Annotated in this window: 16 protein-coding genes; 7 read left to right on the top strand and 9 right to left on the bottom strand. The window is 71.0% G+C overall.

Going from position 1 to position 17,635, the window contains the following annotated elements; all coding sequences use genetic code 11:
- Positions 1-4 precede the first annotated feature (4 nt).
- From DP939_RS14600 to DP939_RS14565, 8 genes are all read right to left on the bottom strand, one after another.
- The gene (locus tag DP939_RS14600; protein WP_113981235.1) at positions 5-838 is read right to left on the bottom strand and encodes an LLM class oxidoreductase; all 834 of its coding nucleotides are present in this window, start codon (positions 836-838) and stop codon (positions 5-7) included.
- A complete protein-coding gene (locus DP939_RS14595; protein WP_113981234.1) occupies positions 835-2,133 on the bottom strand; it encodes an LLM class flavin-dependent oxidoreductase in 1,299 nt (432 codons plus the stop codon). Before DP939_RS14595 ends, DP939_RS14600 begins: the two co-directional genes overlap by 4 nt.
- Before the next feature lie 51 nt (positions 2,134-2,184).
- The gene (locus tag DP939_RS14590; protein WP_113981233.1) at positions 2,185-3,498 is read right to left on the bottom strand and encodes an LLM class flavin-dependent oxidoreductase; all 1,314 of its coding nucleotides are present in this window, start codon (positions 3,496-3,498) and stop codon (positions 2,185-2,187) included.
- 25 nt (positions 3,499-3,523) lie between these two features.
- Positions 3,524-5,152, bottom strand: a complete 1,629-nt coding sequence (locus DP939_RS14585) for an ABC transporter substrate-binding protein (protein WP_113981232.1) — start codon at positions 5,150-5,152, stop codon at positions 3,524-3,526.
- Between the two features lie 32 nt (positions 5,153-5,184).
- The gene (locus DP939_RS14580) at positions 5,185-6,840 is read right to left on the bottom strand and encodes a dipeptide ABC transporter ATP-binding protein (RefSeq protein WP_113981231.1); all 1,656 of its coding nucleotides are present in this window, start codon (positions 6,838-6,840) and stop codon (positions 5,185-5,187) included.
- On the bottom strand, positions 6,833-7,750 hold the full coding sequence (locus tag DP939_RS14575; protein ID WP_113981230.1) for an ABC transporter permease: 918 nt from the start codon (positions 7,748-7,750) through the stop codon (positions 6,833-6,835). Before DP939_RS14575 ends, DP939_RS14580 begins: the two co-directional genes overlap by 8 nt.
- A gap of 3 nt (positions 7,751-7,753) precedes the next feature.
- Positions 7,754-8,749 (bottom strand): ABC transporter permease, encoded by a 996-nt coding sequence (locus tag DP939_RS14570; RefSeq protein WP_113981516.1) that lies wholly within the window; start codon positions 8,747-8,749, stop codon positions 7,754-7,756.
- Positions 8,750-8,951: 202 nt separating this feature from the next.
- Positions 8,952-9,764, bottom strand: coding sequence for an SDR family oxidoreductase (locus DP939_RS14565; protein WP_113981229.1), 813 nt, complete (start codon positions 9,762-9,764; stop codon positions 8,952-8,954).
- Between the two features lie 295 nt (positions 9,765-10,059).
- On the opposite strand from DP939_RS14565, the gene DP939_RS14560 reads away from it, so the two are divergent.
- Together DP939_RS14560 and DP939_RS14555 are read left to right on the top strand one after the other, a co-directional pair.
- Entirely contained in the window at positions 10,060-11,358 is a 1,299-nt protein-coding gene (locus tag DP939_RS14560) for a Rieske 2Fe-2S domain-containing protein (protein WP_113981228.1), read from the top strand.
- A 12-nt stretch (positions 11,359-11,370) separates the two neighbouring features.
- Entirely contained in the window at positions 11,371-12,315 is a 945-nt protein-coding gene (locus DP939_RS14555) for a PDR/VanB family oxidoreductase (RefSeq protein ID WP_113981515.1), read from the top strand.
- Here the strand turns inward: DP939_RS14555 and DP939_RS14550 are convergent.
- Positions 12,312-12,998 carry a hypothetical protein gene (locus tag DP939_RS14550; protein ID WP_147267997.1) on the bottom strand — a complete coding sequence of 229 codons (687 nt, stop codon included), beginning with the start codon at positions 12,996-12,998 and terminating at the stop codon, positions 12,312-12,314. The genes DP939_RS14555 and DP939_RS14550 overlap by 4 nt on opposite strands.
- 490 nt (positions 12,999-13,488) lie before the next feature.
- Between DP939_RS14550 and DP939_RS14545 the strand changes: the two genes are divergently transcribed.
- The 5 genes from DP939_RS14545 to ureG are packed head-to-tail and all read left to right on the top strand — an operon-like array spanning position 13,489 to position 17,623.
- Entirely contained in the window at positions 13,489-13,812 is a 324-nt protein-coding gene (locus tag DP939_RS14545; protein WP_113981226.1) for an urease subunit gamma, read from the top strand.
- Complete coding sequence (locus DP939_RS14540; RefSeq protein ID WP_113981225.1) at positions 13,809-14,294, top strand: urease subunit beta; 486 nt, start codon at positions 13,809-13,811, stop codon at positions 14,292-14,294. The genes DP939_RS14545 and DP939_RS14540 overlap by 4 nt, the downstream gene beginning before the upstream one ends.
- The gene (locus tag DP939_RS14535; protein ID WP_113981224.1) at positions 14,294-16,246 is read left to right on the top strand and encodes an urease subunit alpha; all 1,953 of its coding nucleotides are present in this window, start codon (positions 14,294-14,296) and stop codon (positions 16,244-16,246) included. The genes DP939_RS14540 and DP939_RS14535 overlap by 1 nt, the downstream gene beginning before the upstream one ends.
- 14 nt (positions 16,247-16,260) lie before the next feature.
- Positions 16,261-16,920 (top strand): urease accessory protein UreF, encoded by a 660-nt coding sequence (locus DP939_RS14530; protein WP_113981223.1) that lies wholly within the window; start codon positions 16,261-16,263, stop codon positions 16,918-16,920.
- Positions 16,910-17,623 (top strand): urease accessory protein UreG, encoded by a 714-nt coding sequence (ureG, locus tag DP939_RS14525; protein WP_113981222.1) that lies wholly within the window; start codon positions 16,910-16,912, stop codon positions 17,621-17,623. The genes DP939_RS14530 and ureG overlap by 11 nt, the downstream gene beginning before the upstream one ends.
- Positions 17,624-17,635: the final 12 nt, after the last annotated feature.

Genomic DNA, 17,635 nt, shown 5'->3' with positions numbered 1-17,635 from the left:
CGGGTCAGCCGCGCCCGAGGGCGGCGAGCGCGGCGTGCAGCGTGCGATCGTCGGTGGCGAGGGCCTGTACCCCCCGCCACCGCCCGTCGCGCCCCGCCTCGGCGAGCCGGTCGGGGTCGCGGACGTACGCGATCAGCGGCAGTCCGCCGGACGTCTCGGCGTCGATCTCGCCCGCCAGTTCCAGGGGCACCGTGACGGAGTCGAACGCGGACGGCACGTCGCCCGGCACATCGTCAGAGGCGAACAGCGACAGCAGCGGCCGGCCGCGGGTCGGCACCGGCAGCGGACCGGCCACGTCGTAGCCGCCGTGGTGGTCGCTGGCCCGGACGCGCTCCAGGTCGAGATATCCGCCCGACGCCGGATCGGCGAGGATCGCGTCGTAGGGATAGCCGTCCCACAGTTTCCGCGCCACCACCCCCGTCTCCGCGGTCGCCTCCGGGCCGATGTCCACGGGTTCGGCCAGGTCCCTGACGTCCCAGGCGCGCGCGCCCGGCCGCCCCCCGGCCACGGTGTGGTCCCGCGAACCCAGGACGAGCCCGCTGCCCGCGGGCAGGACGGTCTGCAGGCTGGCCACGGCGCGGGCGAGGTTCCAGGGGTGCTCGCGGTGCCCGGCCGCGGCGATCAGCAGCCGGGTGCCGGGAAGCCGCGGCGAAAGGACGGCGGCCAGCGAGGTCGGGTCCAGGTGGTGTTCCTCCGGCGAGCGCGGGTCGAGCCGCCCGAGGCCCAGGACCACCGCGTCGAGCCCGGCGTGATCGAGCCGCCCGGCCAGGTCCGTCTCGGTGAGCAGCCGCCCGGCCAGCCCGTCGGACACGGCGACGGACCGCCACCCGGCGCTCACGCCGGCACCTCGCTGACCTGGCCGCCGGCCGCCCGCAGGTGTCCTGCCAGCGTCGATGACGCGTACTCGCGTTTGTAGATGCCACGGGCCTGAAGCAGCGGAACCACCTCATCGACCAGGATCGGCAGGGTCTCGGTGACGAGATCGGGGGCGATCACGAAGCCGTCGGCCGCGTACGAGCGGAACCAGTGCTCCATCCGGTCGGCCAGTTGCTCCGGCGCCCCGACGAAGGTGCCGTGGCCGCCGCTCAGGTACCGGGTGCGCCGCAGGTGCTCCGACAGCGGGATCCGCGGGGTCTCGGCCAGGACCTGAAGCGTGGAGGCCCGCAGGTGGTCCCGGTCGGCCTCCGCGGCGGCCAGGGCCGCCTCCAGCACCGCCGGGGAGATGGGCCTGTCCTGGTCCAGATCGGTCACCGGCGCGCCGATCAGGCCGCCGAACCAGACCTCGTGCTGGGTGCGGGTGATCGGGTCCTCGGTGAACAGCTCGTCCACCCGGGCCCGCGCCTCCGCGCCGGTGCTCCCGAGCACGATCCGCACGCCGGGGAGGTAGGCGAGGTCGGCCGGGCGGCGACCGGCGGCCACCGCGTCGGACTTCACCATCCGGTACCTGGCCTGGGCCTCCTCGATCGTGAGCGCCGAGTCGAACACCGCGCTCGCCAGGCGTCCGGCCAGCGCCCGCCCCTCGCTCGACGAACTCGCGCGGATGATCGGCGGCCGTCCCTGCGGGGAGCGCGGCAGCGGCAGGCGTCCCGCGACGGTGAAGTGGTCGCTGTGGTGCGCCACCTCCGGGCCGCCGCCGGCCGAGTCCCACAGCCGGACGACGACCTCCGCGAAGTCCTCGGCGCGGCGGTAGCGCAGGCCGCGCTCGGGGTGGCGGGCCAGGCCGAAGTTGGCCGCGGCGTCCTCGGCGAACGTCGTGACGAGGTTCCACGAGACCCGGCCCGCCGACAGGTGGTCCAGCGACAACAGCCGCTCGGCGAGCCGGTAGGGGTCGTTGTAGGTGGTGGAGGCGGTGACGATGACGCCGACCCGCTCGGTTTCCGGCACCACCGTGGCCCACTGCACGAACCGGTCCAGCCCGTCGAGGTCGATCCGGTTGAATCCGAGGAACTGAGCGGAGTCCCCGGAGAAGACGGCGTCGAACAGACCCTTCTCGGCGAGCCTGGCGGTGCGCGACCAGTACTCGGCGGTGAAGATCTCCCTGCCGGTCAGCCCCGGCGACAGCCACGCCCGTGGCGAGACGCCGTAGCTGCGCAGGTTGTAGGCGAGGAACAGTCGCCTGCCATCGTCGGTCATCTGCTTCCCTTCACGTTCCCTTCGTTGCGCTCACGACGCGGGCCGTCCCGCTCACCACACCGGGGCGAGGCCGAGGTGGTCCCGCAGCGTGCGGCCGGTGTACTCCCGGCGGAACAGGCCGCGGTCCTGCAGGATCGGCACCACCTCGTCGGCGAGCGCCCGCGCCCCGGCGAGCCCCTGCGCGGGCGAGATGGCGAACCCGTCGGCGGCCCCGGCTTCGGCCCACCGCTCGATGTGGCCGGCGATCTGCTCCGGGGTGCCGAACACCCGGCCGTGGCCGTGCGAGGTGCCCAGGGCCTGGAGCAGCCTCCGCAGGGTGGCGCCCTCCTCCCCGGCCAGGTCGAGGAAGATCTGCGCGCGGCCCGGCTGGCGGGTCAGCGCGGCGGCCTGCGGCAGCCGCTCTCGCGGTACCGGCTCGTCCAGCCCGACATCGGACAGATCGATTCCGCCGAGCAGGCTCTCCAGGTTCTGGCGGGTCCGCTCGTAGTCGATCTGGCCGAGGAACCGTTCGTGGAGTTCGCGGGCCTCGGCCTCGGTCGCGCCGATCGTCACCACGAGTCCCGGCAGGATGCTGACGCGGGTCTCGTCCCGCCCCTGCCGCCGGACGCGCGCCTTGACGTCGTCGTAGAACGCCCGCGCCCTGGCGATGTCGTTCTGGGCGGTGAACACGACCTCGGCGTGCCTGGCGGCGAAGTTCCTGCCGGTCTCGGAGTCGCCCGCCTGGACCAGCACGGGCCGTCCCTGTGGCGGGCGGGCGATGTTGAGCGGGCCCGCGACGCGGAAGTGTTTGCCCTCGTGGTCGATCCGGTGGATCTTGTCCGGGTCGAAGAAGACCCCGTTCTCACGGTCGATGAGCACCGCGCCGGGCTCCCAGCTCGCCCACAGCTTGGAGACGACCTCGATGAACTCGTCGGCGCGCTCGTACCGCGCGTCGTGGCCGGGGATCTCGTCGTACCCGAACTGCTCCTCCCCCGCCACCGACGTGACGATGTTCCAGCCGACCCGCCCGTTGCTGAGATGGTCCAGCGTGGCGAGGGTCCTGGCGAGGTTGTAGGGCTCGGAGAACGTGGTGGAGGCCGTCCCGATCAGGCCGATCCGCTCGGTACGCGCCGCCAGGGCGGCCAGCAGCGTCACGATCTCCAGCGAACCGGCGAACGCCTGGTCCGGGGCGGGCAGCGGCAGGCCCAGCCCGTCGCCGCGGATGAGCGCGTCGAACTTCGCCCGCTCGCCGATCTCGGCCACCTCGACGTAGGGCGCGAGGGTGTTCAGCTCCTCGGCCCTGCTGGCCGGGTCGCGCCAGGCGGAGGCGTCCAGGAAGGTGAGCCACAGTCCCAGGTGAACGTGCCGGTCGTGTCTCTTGCTCATGGTTCTCCCGTGGTGGGTCGGGGCCCTATGTGTCGAGCCAGGCGTCGTAGACGACGAGGTTGGAGAGGCCGTCCAGGCGCAGGCCGCGTACCTGCGGGGCCGCCGCCACGAAGCCGGACGCGTGCTCGACCAGGGGGATGTTGACGGCGTCCTCGATGAGGATCTTCTGTGCCTCGGCGAGAAGGCCGTCGCGCTCGGCGGTGTCCGTCTCGACCGCCTGGCGCTGCAGGACCTCCTGGAGCCGTTGCCCCTGCGGGCTCACCTCGGAGCTCTTCTCATAGAGCCACGGTTGCGCCTTGGTCCCGGCGTTCTGGTACATCTTGCGCAGGACGTCGGCCTCGGCACTCCGGTTGCCGGAGAACCAGAGGTCGGCGCCGGTCTGCCACCAGGTCGGGCCGATCCCGGTCTCCGGCTTGATGGTGATCTCGATGCCGACCGCCTTGGCCTGGTCCTTGATCAGCACCATCGCGTCCTGGATCGTCTTGTCCTCCGCCGCCCCGGTGACCACCAGGTGCAGCCGCTCGCCGTCCTTCACGCGGATGCCGTCGGCCCCGGCCCTCCAGCCCGCGTCGTCGAGGATCTTCCGCGCGCCCGCCGGGTCGTACTTCAGCAGCGCGCTGAAGTCCCGGTAGCCGTTCAGCGTCCGGGTGATCACGCTGGTCGCCGGGGGCGCGACCTTTCCGGTGACGGACGCGGACAGTTCCTGGCGGTCGATCGCCCTGAGCAGCGCCCGCCGCACGGCGATGTCCCGGACCAGGGGTTTGGTGAAGTTCGGCTGGAGGGAGTACGGGATTCCGACCGTGGCGTTCCAGTAGAGCTTGTTCCCCTGCTGTTCCAGGAGCGCCGAACCCTCCACGGTGGGCGTCTCGGCGATCTGGGCCTCACCGCTGGCCAGCGCGCCCTCGCGCACGCCCGGTTCCGCGACCAGCCGGACCTCGATCGTCTCGATGGCGGCCTTGCCCTGGTGCGTCGCCAGCGCCGAACCCCAGGTGTAGTCCGGCCGGCGTTTGAGGACCAGCCGCTCGTCGCGAACGTACTTCTCGACCACGAACGGCCCGCTCGCCACGAACTCGGTCCTGCGCTTCTCCAGCGGGATCGAGAACGACCTGGGCGAGAGCATGGCCAGTTGGCTGGTGGCCGCCGTGGTGAGGAACGAGGGGTTCGGCTTGGCGAACCGCACCGCGACGGTGTGCTCGTCCACGACCTTGGTCTCGACGTAGTGCTCGAACTGGCCCCGGACGTACCAGCCGCCGCCCGCGGCGAGGTCCTTGCGCACCCCGTCGAAGTTGGCCTTGACCGCCGCGGCGTCCACCCGCACGCCGTCCGAGAAGGAGGCGTCGGTCCGCAGGTGGAAGGTGAACTCCGTCTGGTCGGGGTTGTGCTCCCACTTGGTGGCGAGCCAGGGCAGGAAGCGCCCGGTGGCGGGGTCCTTGTCCAGCAGCGAGTCGCTGAGCGCCCGGTTGAGCCAGCCGTAGGACTGGCGGGGGTCGAAGGCCGGGTTCGGGGCCGCGTAGAAGACCAGCGTGCCGCCCTCCTTCCGCGTCCCGGGGGACGCGTCCGGACCGGCGTCCGCCGCCGTGCAGCCGCTGAGCGCCAGGGCGGCCAGGAGCGCGCCGCTGAGCAGCCGGGTGCTACCTCGTAAGGGAAGTGCCATTTGTCGCGTTCTCTTTCCGGTGTGCCGAAGGCTCACCTGACACGGTCCGGCGTGGACCGGGGTATCGCGTCGATCAGTCGCCGGGTGTAGTCCTGCCGCGGGCTCGTGAAGATCTGCTCGACCGGCGCCTCCTCCACCAGCGCGCCGCCGTCCAGTACGCCGACCCGGTCCGCGAGCAGGCGGATGACGCCGAGGTCGTGTGAGATGAACAGGTAGGTGAGGCCGAACTCGTGCTGGAGGTTCACCAGCAGCCGGAGGACCTGTGCCTGCACGGACACGTCGAGCGCGGAGGTCGGTTCGTCCAGCACGATCAGCTCCGGGCGGAGCGCGACCGCGCGGGCCAGCGCCACCCGCTGGCGCTGGCCGCCGGACAGTTCGCCCGGTTTGCGGCGCAGGAAGGTGCCGTCCAGGCCGACCGCGGCCAGGGCCTCCGCCGCGCGGTCCAGGCGCTCGCTCCTGGCCCCCACCTTGAATCCGTGCAGCGGCTCGGTGACGGTCGCGGCCACGTCGAGCCGCGGGTCGAGGGAGGAGTAGGGGTTCTGGAAGACGTACTGGACGGCCCGGTTCAACCGGCGGCGCTCGGCCCGGCTCGCGGGCAGCACGTCGCGGCCGCGGTAGGCGATCACGCCCCGGTCGGGCCGGTCGATCCCGGCGACGATCCGGGCGATCGTGGATTTGCCCGAGCCCGACTCCCCGACCAGGCCGTACGTGGTCCCCTCGGCGATCGAGAAGCTGACGTCGCGGACCGCGTGCTGCACGGTCCTGCCCGATCTCGCGCCGTGACTCACGTAGCTCTTGTCCAGCCCCCGCACCGAGACCAGGTGTTCCGCGGCCGGCCGATCGCGCGCGGGGCGCGGGGAGGTCGCGGTCAGGCGGCCGGCGAAGCGCCCGGGGACCGCCTCGGACAGCCGCCTGGTGTAGGGGTGCGCGGGGGCGGTGAGCACGTCGGCGGTCGGGCCGCGATCGACCACGCGCCCGTCCTGGAGCACCATGACGGAGTCGGTGCGCTGACCGGCCACCGCCAGGTCGTGCGTGATCAGGATGATCGACAGGCCCCGGGTGCTCGCGAGGTCGTCGAGCAGGTCGAGAATCGGTTTCTGCACCGTGACGTCGAGTCCCGAGGTGGGCTCGTCGGCGATGATCAGCTCCGGTTCGCCGCCGAGCGCGATGGCGATCAGCGCCCGCTGCCGCTGGCCGCCGCTGAGCTGGTGGGGGTAGGCGTCGTACACGCGGTCGGCGTCCGGCAGGCCGGCCTGGCCGAGCAGTTCGATCGACCGGCCGCGCGGTTCGCGCCGGTCGCCGGGGCGGCCGTGCAGCCGTACGGTCTCGTCGATCTGGTACCCGACCCGCTTGACCGGGTCGAGCGCGATGTTCGGGTCCTGGGGGATGAGCGCGATCGCCCCGCCGCGGATGCCGTTCCACACCCGTTCACTGCGGATGGCCGTCAGGTCCAGGTCGCCGAAGCGGGCCGTACCCGGGCCGATCACCGCGTTGCCGGGCAGCAGGCCGAGCAGGGTGCCCGCGATCGTGGACTTGCCCGCGCCGGACTCGCCGATCACCGCGAGCCGTTCGCCGCGGCGCACCCGGAACGACACCCCCTGCACCGCCTGGATCAGATCCCGCGAGCGCGCGTAGGAGACGTGCAGGTCATCGACATCGAGCACGATGTCGCCCGGACCGTCACGCATGGCCGCGTACCCCCTCCACGAACTTGCCGACCCGGTTCGCCGAGACGACCACCAGCACGATCGCCAGGCCCGGCAGGGTGGTCAGCCACCAGGCGTAGGCGAGGTAGGTCCGGCCGTCGGCGACGAGCGCGCCCCATTCCGGCGTCGGCGGCGGGGCGCCGAAACCGAGGAAGCTCAGGGCCGAGATCGACAGCAGCGCGGTACCGAACTCCAGCGCGGCCAGCGCGATGACCGGCCCGATGGCGTGCGGCAGAACGTGCCTGCGCAGCACGGTGGGCCAGCGGACGCCGCAGTGCACGGCGGCGGTGACGAAGTCGGATCGCCGCACGCGCAGCACCTCGGCGCGCAGCACCCGGGTGAACGTCGCGATCGAGCCGACGCCGACCGCGACCGCGATGTTGGTGGTGCCGAACCCCAGGCTGGTGACCAGCATCAGCGCGATCAGCAGCCCCGGAACGGCGAGGAAGATGTCGATCAGCCGGCCGACGACCTGATCGACGATGCCGCCCAGATACCCGGCGAGCAGCCCGATCACCGCGCTGACGGCGAAGCCGATGGCCAGCGCCAGGGTCGCCGCGACGAGCGTCGTCCGGCTCCCGTACACGAACCGCGCGAGCAGGTCCCGCCCGAGGTTGTCGGTGCCGAACGGATGCTCGGGCGAGGGCGCCGCGAGCCGTTCCGCCAGGTCCCTGACGTAGGGGTCGTGCGGGGTGAACGCCGCGGGCACGAAGGCCGCCAGGAAGACCGCGGCGAGGACGACCACGGCCAGCAGCAGGCTCGGCTGCAGGAGCTGGGTCAGTAGGCCTCGCGCTCGCGCGCGGCGTACCCACGAGGTGGCGCCCGTGCGGCGGGGCGGCAGGGCGGGGGTGCGAGACTCGCCGGGAGCCTCGGCGATGGATCCTTGTGACATGGGTCAGCCGATCGAGATCCGTGGATCGATCTTGGGATAGATCAGATCGACCAGGAGGTTGGCCACCGCGTAGAGCACGGCGGAGAAGACGACGACGCCCTGCACCACGGGGATGTCCTGCAGCGACACCGAACTCTGCATCAGCCGGCCGAGCCCCTGGCGGGAGAACACGGTCTCGACCACGACCGCGCCCGCCAGGACGCCGCCGATCGACAGCCCGAGGAGGGTGGTCGCGGGGATGACCGCGTTGCGGAAGGCGTGCGCGAGCAGGATCCGCCGGTGCGGCACGCCTTTTGCGCGCAGGTGGTCGGCGTAGGGCGAGCGCAGGTTGACGGCCAGGCTCTTGGCGGTGACCTGGGCGATCCCCGCGCCCGCCGGGATCGCGAGGGTGATCGCCGGGAGGATGAGGTGGGCGGCGGAGCCGGTCCCTGCGGCGGGCAGGACGCGCAGCCAGAACGCGAAGCACTGGACCAGCAACAGGCCGACGAAGAAGGCGGGCAGCGAGGCGAACAGCGGGGGCAGGGAGAACAGCAGGTTGCGCAGGAAGGCGGCCCGGACGGCGTTGGCGGCCAGCGCGATGGCGACGCCGAGCAGCGTGCCGAGCACCAGCCCGGCCAGCCCGAGCTGGAGCGTGCTGGGCAGTGCCTGGCCGATCACCTCGATGACCGGCCGTCCGGTGGCGGTCGAGGTGCCGAAGTCGCCTTTGACCGCGCGGAGCAGCAGGGTCAGGTACTGCTCCAGCGGGGGGCGGTCGAGGCCGTAGCGGTGCTCCAGCGCGGCGACCGCCGCGCGATCCGCGGCCGAATCACCGCCGCTGATGTTGCGCAGCATGACCTCGGCCGCGTTGCTGGGCATGAGGTAGAGCAGCAGCCAGGTGATCGTGTACGCGGCCCACACCACGAAGACCGCGTACTGGACACGGCGGACGACGTAGCGGGCGCCCGCGTGGCGTGGACCGAGCCGCACGCGGGGATGGGCCCGCGTTCCGGTGTCCGGCATCGCCTCGCCCCTCTCGTCCACTCGTAATACCGATATAGCTGACAGGTTAAGTAGGAAATAGGGACGGAAGAGTACCCAGACGTACCGACCTGCTGGACCGATCGGTCCTAGGCGTTAATGGTGACCACCCGGCACAGCCTTGTCAAGCGGTGCCGCCCTTCGGACCGATCGGCCGTTCCCGCGCCGTGAACGGCGATTCGGATCAGGCCGGATCCCCCTCCTCGCCTCGCTGGAAGTGCTTCGTCATCGCGTGCAACTGGTGGTCCAGGACGCCGAAGCCGCCGTCCACCCGGATCACCTGGCCCACCGCCACGCCGAAGTCGTCGTCGGCGACCGCCGCCACGCTCTTGGCGGCGTCCTCGGCGTCCATCACCCGGCCGAGGACCGAACGCTCCTCCGTCAGCTTCCGCAGATCGCCGTTCAGCACGCCCGCGGTCGCGTCGGTCCGCACACTCCCGAACGCGACCGTGTTGACCACGACCCCGTGCTGGGCCGCCTGCGCGGCCACATGGCGGCTGTAGGTGTTCAGCGCCGCCTTCGCGATCGAGTGCGCGGCGACGCTGCCGACGAAGTCGGCGGCCGTGCTGGAGATGTAGACGATCCGGCCGGCCCGCCGCCGCTGCATCGCGGGCAGCACGTGGCGGGTGAGGAAGAACGCTCCGGCCAGCTCGCCGGTGATCTTCCCGATGAACGCCTCCCAGGGGACCGCGAGCAGCGGCTCGAACGGCGGGTTGACGGTGTTGGCGTTGCAGATGAGCACATCGATGTGGCCGTGGTCGGCATGTATCCGCCGGACCAGTTCGGCGGTCTGGTCGGCGTCGCACACGTCGGCCCGCAGCGCCTCCGCCGAACCTCCGGCGGCCTCGATCTCACCGACCACCTGTCGCGCCGCCGCCACGTCCTGCCGATAGTTCACGATCACGTGATGACCGCGCCGCGCCATTTCCCGTGCGGTCGCCGCGCCGATGCCCCGGCCCGCCCCGCTGATCAACGCCACCCGCCGGAGTTCGTTCATATGCCCTCCAAGTTTCCATCCGCGCGACCCGCGGAAAACCTGCATTGTCAAGCTAGGGCCCGCAGGCCGCCGCTGTCCCTGTGGCTCTCCCACAGGTCCCGCGGTGAACCCTTGCCGCGACGCCGCGACGGTTGCGAAAGTGGACATCACCATTCACCGGCACAATGCGCGCCCATTCACCTCGCCCGGCCCCGGCACCACGGCGGCCGGTTTCCCGCGCGCCCGCACACAATTCGCGCACGAATCACGGAAGCGAATGAACAGCGAATGAACAAGGTCCGCCGAGGAGATCGAGATGACCGAGCAATCAGTTGTGGACACCGGCACCGGCTACGGCCGCAAGGCCCCGTCGTACGACGCGCGGCTGACCGAGACCGGCCCTGGCACCCCGATGGGCGAGGCGATGCGGCGGTACTGGCAGCCGATCGCCACATCGGCGGCCCTCACCTCCGACGTACCGCACCGCACGCGGGTCCTGGGCGAGGACCTGATCGTCTTCCGTGACGGCCGGGGCCGCCCCGGCGTGGTCTTCGAGCGCTGCGCCCACCGCGGCGCCAGCCTGTTCTACGGCCGGGTGGAGGAAGACGGCATCCGGTGCTGCTACCACGGCTGGAAGTTCGACGTGCAGGGGCACTGCCTGGAGCAGGCGGGCGAGCCCGGCCGGGGCCGCAGGCTCGGCGCGGCGCGCCAGCCGTGGTACCCGGTCGAGGAGCGGTACGGGCTCGTGTTCGTCTACATGGGACCGCCCGAGCGAAAGCCGGTCCTTCCCCGTTACGACGTTCTGGAACCGCAGGAGGAGGGCGAGAAGTACTACGCCGAGTGGCCGGTCCCCGGCATGAACGTGACCGGCCTGGTGCAGAACTTCAACTGGCTCCAGATATACGAGAACGCGATCGACCCGGCGCACATCAACTGGCTGCACTCCCAGCACAGCGGCTTCCAGTTCCTGGGAACCGGGACCACCGGCTTCCCCGAGGACTTCTACGATCCCTACACCGTGGCCGACCGGCTCTCCTATGAGCGGACCGATTACGGCGCCAAATATCGCATTCGTTTCCTGGACAAAGAGGAGAACGGCGTCCGGCCCGAACGCGAATGGGGGGCCGAGCTGCACGTGCCGAACATCCTCGTGCTGTCGGACTTCGTGAAACTCGTTCCCGACGCGCCGGGAGACATGCTGCTCTGGGTCGTCCCGGTCGATGACACCCACCACCGGTCGTTCTTCTCCCTTCGCACCACCGATCCCGACCGTTTCAACCGGTTCTTCCTCGGCGTGAAGCAGAACGGCAAGGACGCGTGGGAGCTCACCGAGGAGGAACACCAGCGGTTCCCCGGCGACGCCGAGGCCCAGGAGTCGCAGGGCCCGATCACGCTGCACTCGGAGGAGACCCTGGCCACCACCGACCGCGGCGTCGTGATGCTGCGCAGGCTGCTGAAGAACATCGTCGCCGACGTGGAGGCGGGCCGCGACCCGCAGGGCGTCAGCCTGACCGAAGTGCCCCCGCGGCACACCCAGTCCGGCATGGAGACGCTGTCCGTGCCCACTACCGTGCCCCCTGCCGCACCCACCGCCGTGCCGGTGGCCGGGGCCTGAGGGGACATGGCCGTGACGTGGACGGAGGCGGCGGTCGTCTCCCGCTCCGCAGCGACCCCGGACATCGCGGTGATCGACCTCGCCCCGGTGGCCGGGGCCGCGTTCCCGGCCTACACCGCGGGGGCGCACATCGACGTGCTGATCGACTCGGGCCTGGTCCGCCAGTACTCGCTGTGCGGGCCGCCCGAGCGGGGGACGTACCGCGTGGCGGTGCTGAACGAGCCCGCCTCGCGCGGCGGGTCACGGGCGATGCACGCGCTCAAGGTGGGCGACCGGCTGCGGATCTCCGCGCCGCGCAACCGCTTCCCACTCGTCAGGGCGCGCCGGCACCTGCTGTTCGCCGGCGGCATCGGGATCACTCCCCTGCTGGCGATGGTGCGGCGGCTCCGGCACGAACGCGCCGAGTACACGCTGCACTACTGCGCCCGCGGCCGGGGCCGAGCCGCCTTCGTGGCGGACCTGGCGGACGACCCCCGGGTCACCTTCCACTTCGACGACGAGGACCCCGGGCAACTGCTCGACCTCGCCCGCGACCTCGGCGGCCCGCGTCCGGGCACGGCGGTCTACATCTGCGGCCCGGACGGGTTCATGGACCACCTGCTGGGCGGGGCCGAAACGCTGGGCTGGCCGAAGGAGGCCCTGCACAAGGAACGCTTCGGCGACCCCCCGGTCGTGACCGGAAGCAGCGCGGGCGCATTCACGGTGCGCCTGGCCGCAACCGGCGCCGAATACCTCATCCCCGAGGGCCGCAGCGTGCTCGAAGTGCTGCTGGAGAACGGCGTCGACGCGCCCTTCTCCTGCCAGCAGGGCATCTGCGGAACGTGCGTCGTACGCGTCCTGGCGGGCGACCCCGACCACCGCGACGACGTGCTCACCGACGAGGAACGCGCCGATGGACTGTTCACCATCTGCTCCTCCCGCGCCTTCTCCCCCGTCCTGGAACTCGACCTGACCTAGAACGACGTGCAGCGGCGCACCCAGCGCTTCTTCCAGTGGACGGTGCGACACTCCGAGGTGCCGTCCTCGGTGTCGGTGCAGACACCGTCGACGGTCTCGGTACAGGTGTTCGCGTCTTCCACATCGGGCTCGGTGTCCTCGAAGTCCTCGTCCTCTTCGAGATCGTCGTCGCGGATCGCGGCTTCAGCGGCCTCCCCGCCCTTCCTGCGCACCCGATGGGCATCGGTGTACGGCGAGCGGAACGAACCGTCCTCGGCCTTCTTCCCGACCGCCGGGGCGTATCCGTCGATGCGGATGTAGTACCAGGAGTAGCCCTGCTTCTCGTCGTCGCACCGGACGTCCGCCACCCTGACGCGCGTCCGCTTCGACACACAGACCTGGACCCGGTCCTCGATGTCCTGGATCATCACAGCCGACCCGCGGCCCCCCTTGGCCGGAGCCCGGTAGGAGTAGTCATCAGGCTCCTCGAACGAGCCCTTCTTCGCCTTCGTCCCGGTGGCCGGAACCCGGGCGCTCAGCGGCACGAAGTACCATGCGTAGCCGGGTCGCGCATCGTCACAGGGACGGTAGCCGACCCGCACGCGGGTCTTCTCGCGGACACAGATCTCGATGAACCGCTCATCATCGCTCTCCGTGTCATCCTCCACGTCCTCCGCCTCCTCAGACGGCGGCTCGACGGCCACCGGCGCAGGCGTGGGAGTGAACGTCGAGGTCGTGGCGGTGGTCGCGGTCGTGGTCGTGCACCCGGCGGCCAGTGACGCGCTCACGGCCAGGAGGGCTAATCGCGCTCTCATCGGTGACACGTCCCTCACTCCGAAGTCGAGGATCATCACCCGATCAACGGCGCGGCCGGACCCATCGTTCCGCCCGCGAGCCCGGCCCGCCAGAATCGCCGGACGCCGTCCTTTCGACTGCGCCGACATGCAGCGACATCAACCCAGAACAGGTGCCCGATTTGATGTCGGCCCGAAAACCAGGATACGGATGAGCCGACCGAATCCCGCACGACTTCGTTGACGATGCCATCCACCCGGGATACCTTGAATCCATTGACTTTTCCGGTGTCATCCTCGAAGTCAAATCATCCGACCCTGACTTCGGGCAGGCCGGTGGAGTACACCGCGCGCCGCCATTGACCCGCCACGAACTCCCGCCGGACAGGAGGCGAGAACAATGCGGTTGTCCCCCAGAGACCGTGAGTTACTGCTCGTGCACGTCGCTGCCGACCTGGCCGGCAGGCGCCGCTCCCAGGGAGTCAAACTCAATTACCCCGAGGCCGTGGCGATCATCATCTCCTACGTGCTGGAGGAGGCGCGGGCCGGGCGTCAGGGCGTCGCAGAACTCATGGACAGCGCCACCAGAGTGGTGGGTCACCACGAATGCATGGAAGGGGTGCCCGAAATGATGCGCGACCTCGCCGTTGAGGCGACCTTTCCCGACGGCACGAAAATGGTGGTGCTCCAGGAGCCGATCAAGCAGGATGAGCCGACGCCATGAGCGGGACCCCCGGCGAAGTGATCCTCAAGGGAGATCCGATCCCTTACAACATCGAGCCCGACCCCTCCCCGGTGCCGCCGTCGCGCCCATGGCGGCGCATGGTCCGGGTCCGGAACGACGGGGACCGGGCCATCCAGGTCGGATCGCACTTTCATTTTCATGAGGCCAATTCCGGGTTCGCCGAAAGAGACACCGATTCACCGCCGCCCGAGGGCAACGTGGGATATCTGCCGAAAGGGCTCGTGGTCATAGATGACGAGGGCCAAGAGGTGAGCGAGCCGGAGAAGGTGGCGCTCACCGCCGGTTACCGGCTGGACATCCCCGCCGGTACCGCTTTCCGGTTCGAGCCGGGGGAAGAACACGACGTTCGCCTGGTGGCGCTGACCGGTGAGGGGACCGTGCCGGGTTTGGGCACCCGCGGCACGCTCGTGTCCCATGTGTGGCGACCGGCGGCCGGCGGGCCGGGCGAAGGAGGCGGGTGATGACCGACCGGAACACGGCGGGCGGCGGCGCGGACGAGCGCCCGGCCTGGCTGGAAAGGCTTCAGACCGGTCAGCGCGCCCAGGCTCCCACGCCGCTGGAAACGCCCCGGACGATCGAGCCACGCGACTACGTCGACTACTTCGGCCCCACCGTGGGCGATGGGGTCCGGCTCGCCGACACCGACATCGTCATCACCGTCGAGGCCGACTTCAGCCGCGGCCGCTTCGGAAGCGGCAATGAGGCGGTGTTCGGCGGGGGCAAGGTCATCCGCGAGTCGATGGGCCAGAGCAACGTCCGGCAGAGTACGGCGGGCACCCCGGACACCCTCATCACCGGTGCGCTGATCCTGGACCACTGGGGGATCGTCAAGGCGGACGTGGCCCTCAAGGACGGGAAGATCCACGCGATCGGAAAGGCCGGCAACCCGCTCATCATGAGCGATGTGCACAGCGCCACGGGCCTGCCGGTCGAGACCCACACCGGTGACCCGGTGTCCGACCTGACGATCGGCCCGGAGACCGAGATCATCGCCGGAAACGGCAAGATCCTCACGGCCGGGGCGATCGACACGCACGTGCACTTCCTGCTCCCCGGCCTGGCCGCGCACGCGCTCAGCGGCGGAACCACCACCTGCGTGGGCGGCGGTACCGGCATGGCCACCGGAAGCCTGGCGACGACCGTCACCCCCGGACCATGGAACATCGGCCAGGCGATCAGGGCGATGGACGCCTTCCCGCTCAATGTCGGCCTGCTCGGCAAGGGCGCCGCGGCCGCCGGACGCTCGCTTGCGGATCAGGCCAGAGCCGGCGCGTGCGGCTACAAGATCCATGAGGACTGGGGGGCGACCCCGATGGCGCTGCGCGACACGCTCGCGGCGGCCCAAGAGCACGGCATGCAGGTCTCGCTGCACGCCGACACCCTCAACGAGGCCGGGTTCTTCCAGTACTCCAAGCAGATCATCCAGCAGAGCGGCCGGAGCATTCACAGCTTTCACACCGAGGGAGCGGGAGGCGGGCACGCTCCGGACATCTTGCGGATGGCCTCGTTGCCGCAGGTCCTGCCGGCATCGACGAACCCGACCCTGCCCTTGACGAAGAACACCACGCCCGAGGCCCTGTGGATGGTGATCCTGGCCCACCATCTCAACCCCGGGGTGCCCACGGACATGGCCTTCGCCGAGAGCCGAGTGCGGGTGCACACGACCTTCGCCGAGAACGTGCTCCATGACTTCGGGGCGCTGTCCATCACCAGTTCCGACGCGCTGGCCATGGGCCGGATCGGGGAACTGACGATGCGTACCTGGCAGACGGCGCACGTCATGAAGAGCCACTGGCGGACCGTGGGGTTCCCGTCTCTGGACCAGACGGGCGGCGTGGACATGAGCGACGACAACCAGCGCGCCAGGCGCTACATCGCCAAGTACACGATCAACCCCGCGATCGCCCAGGGCATGGACCATCGGATCGGATCCATCGAGGCGGGCAAGGACGCGGATCTGGTGTTGTGGGATCCACGGTTCTTCGGCGTTCGCGCCGAGATGGTGCTCCAGCGAGGGGTTCAGGTCTGGGCGGTCTGCGGCGACCCGGCCGCCGCCGTCACCCAGCCGGAGCCGTACTGGGGACGCCCCAACTGGGGTGCCTCCGGCACGAGCGTGGCCGCGTGCACGCGGATGTTCGTGTCCCCGGCGGCCGGGACCGGCAATCCCGACGGCACCCTGACCCCTCATGAGCCGCTGGGCACCGGCAAGCCGTGGGTGGCCGTCCGGCCGACCGGGGCGCTCCGCAAGGAGCACATGAAGAACAACGCCACGCTCCCCGACATCCAGGTCGGCGTCTCGCGCGACCGGGGGGCCGCCGACTCCTACGTGGTGACGATCGACGGCGTCGAATACCCCGCGCCACACGACCTGCCGGAGGTCATTCCGATGACGCAGCGCTACTCCCTCTTCTAAGGCGGGCGCACGACATGCCGATACTGCGAGCGGCGGCCCTGCTGCTGGCCGACGGGCGGCTCCCCACGGGCGGTCACGCCCATTCGGGCGGTGTCGAGACCGCGGTGGCGACGGGTGCCGTGCGCACCCTTGCGGACCTGCGCGAGTACTGCCGGGGGCGGCTGCACGCCGCGGGTTGCACCGCGGCCGGACTGGCCGCCGCGGCCGCGGGCGGCCTCGACCTCACCCGCCTGGACGCCGAGGCCGACGCCCGCTGCCCTTCCCCCACATTGCGCGCCACCTCCCGGCGGCTCGGGCGGCACCTGCTGCGCACCGCGCGGCATCTGTGGTGGTCCGACCGGCTGGCCGCCGCCGCCGAGACCCCGCACGGGCCGCACCAGCCGGTGGCACTGGGATGTCTGGCCTTCGCCGCGGGGCTCGGCCCGCACGACGCGGCGCTGATCGCGGCCCTGGACTCCATCACGCCCCCGGCCGCGGCGGCGGTCCGGCTGCTCGGCCTGGACCCGTTCGCCGTCCACGGGATGCTGGCGCGACTGTCCGGCGAGGCCGACGACGTGGCGGGCCGGGTCGCCGGACCCGCCGCCGCCGGAGAGCTGCCGTCCCGCTCGGCGCCACTGCTGGACTACTACGCCGAACACCACGACACGATGGAGGTGCGTCTCTTTGCATCGTGAACACGACCATGGCCCGCCCGCCGGTGGTGGAGGCGGCAGCACTCCCCCGGGCGATCCCGCCGACCGGGGCCTGTGGATCGGAATCGGCGGCCCGGTCGGGGTCGGCAAGACCGCGCTCGTCGCGGCGATCTGCGAACAACTGCGTGACCAGGCGCGGCTGGGCGTGGTGACCAACGACATCTTCACGACCGAGGACGCCGACTACCTGAAGAGCCGGGGCGTCCTGCCACCCGAGCGCATCGTCGCGGTGGAGACCGGGGCCTGCCCGCACAGCGCCGTCCGCGACGACATCTCGGTCAACGTGGAGGCCGCCGAGCAACTGGCGCGCGATCTTCGGTCACGCGATGGCCGCCCGCTCGACCTGCTGTTGATCGAAAGCGGCGGCGACAACCTCACGATGACCTTCAGCCACGGGCTGGTGGACGCCTGGATCTTCGTCTTGGACGTCGCGGGCGGCGATGACGTCCCTCGTAAGGGAGGCCCCGGCGTCACCGCGGCCGATCTACTGGTGATCAACAAGACCGACCTCGGAGAGTACGTCGGCGCCGATCCGGCTCGGATGCTGAAAGACGCCCAGGACCGGCGGGCGGGCCGCCCCACCGTCGTCAACTCCCTGCGGCACGACCCGTCCGCCACTCCCGTGGTCTCGTGGATCCGGGACCGGCTGGCGGCGCGGCGACCGGCCGTTCCCGGGCTGCCGTGAGCGACCTGCCGT

Origin of the sequence: Spongiactinospora rosea, from assembly GCF_003315795.1 — a bacterium.
GTDB classification, from domain to species: Bacteria; Actinomycetota; Actinomycetes; order Streptosporangiales; family Streptosporangiaceae; genus Spongiactinospora; species Spongiactinospora rosea.
Note: the sequence above shows the minus strand (reverse complement) of the source record. Positions and strands in the feature narration are given on the sequence as shown.

What these genes read in the sequence shown, in the direction of transcription:
- DP939_RS14590 (WP_113981233.1), bottom strand. Translation starts at nt 3,498, where the DNA reads ATGAGCAAGAGACACGACCGGCACGTTCACCTGGGACTGTGGCTCACC.
- DP939_RS14575 (WP_113981230.1), bottom strand. Translation starts at nt 7,750, where the DNA reads ATGTCACAAGGATCCATCGCCGAGGCTCCCGGCGAGTCTCGCACCCCC.
- DP939_RS14565 (WP_113981229.1), bottom strand. Translation starts at nt 9,764, where the DNA reads ATGAACGAACTCCGGCGGGTGGCGTTGATCAGCGGGGCGGGCCGGGGC.
- DP939_RS14545 (WP_113981226.1), top strand. Translation starts at nt 13,489, where the DNA reads ATGCGGTTGTCCCCCAGAGACCGTGAGTTACTGCTCGTGCACGTCGCT.
- DP939_RS14540 (WP_113981225.1), top strand. Translation starts at nt 13,809, where the DNA reads ATGAGCGGGACCCCCGGCGAAGTGATCCTCAAGGGAGATCCGATCCCT.
- DP939_RS14585 (WP_113981232.1), bottom strand. Translation starts at nt 5,152, where the DNA reads ATGGCACTTCCCTTACGAGGTAGCACCCGGCTGCTCAGCGGCGCGCTC.
- DP939_RS14570 (WP_113981516.1), bottom strand. Translation starts at nt 8,749, where the DNA reads ATGCCGGACACCGGAACGCGGGCCCATCCCCGCGTGCGGCTCGGTCCA.
- DP939_RS14595 (WP_113981234.1), bottom strand. Translation starts at nt 2,133, where the DNA reads ATGACCGACGATGGCAGGCGACTGTTCCTCGCCTACAACCTGCGCAGC.
- DP939_RS14560 (WP_113981228.1), top strand. Translation starts at nt 10,060, where the DNA reads ATGACCGAGCAATCAGTTGTGGACACCGGCACCGGCTACGGCCGCAAG.
- DP939_RS14530 (WP_113981223.1), top strand. Translation starts at nt 16,261, where the DNA reads ATGCCGATACTGCGAGCGGCGGCCCTGCTGCTGGCCGACGGGCGGCTC.
- DP939_RS14535 (WP_113981224.1), top strand. Translation starts at nt 14,294, where the DNA reads ATGACCGACCGGAACACGGCGGGCGGCGGCGCGGACGAGCGCCCGGCC.
- DP939_RS14580 (WP_113981231.1), bottom strand. Translation starts at nt 6,840, where the DNA reads ATGCGTGACGGTCCGGGCGACATCGTGCTCGATGTCGATGACCTGCAC.